This is a genomic window from Polaromonas sp. P1_E1_2, assembly GCF_056406035.1.
Map to the genome: position 1 here is coordinate 1 of NZ_JBFUAZ010000798.1, position 1,534 is coordinate 1,534.

1 protein-coding gene is annotated in these 1,534 nt (G+C 62.3%); it reads right to left on the reverse strand.

The window, feature by feature from the left end; all coding sequences use genetic code 11:
* The coding region (locus AC1D1P_RS23000; RefSeq protein ID WP_477674590.1) for a DUF3418 domain-containing protein at positions 1-1,534 on the reverse strand (1,534 nt) is incomplete at both ends.

Consider the following 1,534-nt stretch of genomic DNA (forward strand, 5'->3'; position numbering starts at 1 on the left):
GCGCAAAAAAGCTCACACGCAGCTCTTCCAGCAACCAGCGGAATTCCTGCATGCGCGCATCCACCGCGCCTTTTCGCTCAGCCACCAGCCGCCAGTAACGCTGCTCCTGCGGTCGCAACTCGGCCATCCGTGCAGCATCACGTGCCGGGTCGGCGCGCCATTTTTCCAGCCGCAACGTGATGGCCTTGAGGTAGCGTGAGAAGTGCTGCAGTTGCCCATAAGGTGTGGCCGTCAGAAAGCGTTTGGGTACCAGGCGCTGCAGTTGCTGGGCGGCATCTGCCGCGGCTTCGGCGGCATTTTTAGTGTCCTTGATCTTGCGTTGGGCCACAGCGAACTCGGTCAGGATGCCGGCAGCCAGCCGGGCCATCTCGCTGGCAATCAAGGTCAGGCGCCCTCGCCCATCGTCGATGCGTTTTTTGAACTCGGCTTCGTGCGTCGGCAACGGGTCGAGCAAAAAGGCGCGGTCCAACGCCACTTCGATGATCTGCTCGCGCAATTCCTCCAGCGTACCGCCGCCGGAATTGTCGGCGGCGCGGCCCACCAGCATGTAGCTGGTGGCCATTTTCTGCAGTTCAGGCAGGTTCTTTTCCAGGTACTTCAGCGCATCCTTGATCTGCAGCGAGAACAGCCGGCGCAAGCCGGCGCGGTGCTTCGCGGCCGCCACATCGGGTTCGTCAAACACCTCGATCGTCACCGCGTCGCCCAGATCAATGAGCGCCGGAAACCCGATCAGCGTCTGCGAACCCTTGCGGATTTCCATCAGCTCCGGCAACTCGCCAAAGCTCCAGCTGGTGTAGCGCTCCGGCGCTCTGGGCGCTATCTTTTCAGGAGCTGCTTGCGCGCGTCCTGATTGGGCTGGAGGCCGATTTGATACTGAATTTTCGGGGGATAACGTCTTTTCGGACCCAGATTCGGGTGCTTTTGCCAGGTTTTTGAGTCCCGCCAGCGCCTGGAAGGCACCCCGTGCCTGCGAGCCCAGCTCGCCCTTGAGCGCGCCCAGGTTACGGCCTGCACCCAGCTGACGGCCATGCTCGTCGACTATGCGGAAGTTCATGAACAGGTGCGGCGGCAGCATGTCCAGCTTCATGTCATTGCGCTTGACGTCCAGCGAAGTCGCGTCGCGCACCAGCTTGAGCACCGCGTCAGTCAGCGAGCCGCTGCCGAACACCTCGGGCTGCAGCAACTGCTCCGTCATGCGGGCGGCAGTGTCGGACAAGGGCACCAGGCGCGAGCGCGGGCGCTGGTGCAGCGTCTTGATCAGCGCCTGGACCTTGTCCTTGAGCATGCCGGGCACCAGCCACTCGCAGCGCTCTTCATTAACCTGGTTGAGCGCGAACAATGGCACGTCCACCGTCACGCCATCGCGCGCGTCGCCGGGTTCGTGCAGGTAAGTCACCAGGCAATCCACGCCGCCCATTCGCAGTGTCTTGGGAAACGACTGGGTGGTAATGCCTGCAGCCTCATGCCGCATCAGTTCTTCGCGCGTCAAGAGCAGGAGCTGCGGCTGCTTTTTGACTTCCTCCTTGTACCAATG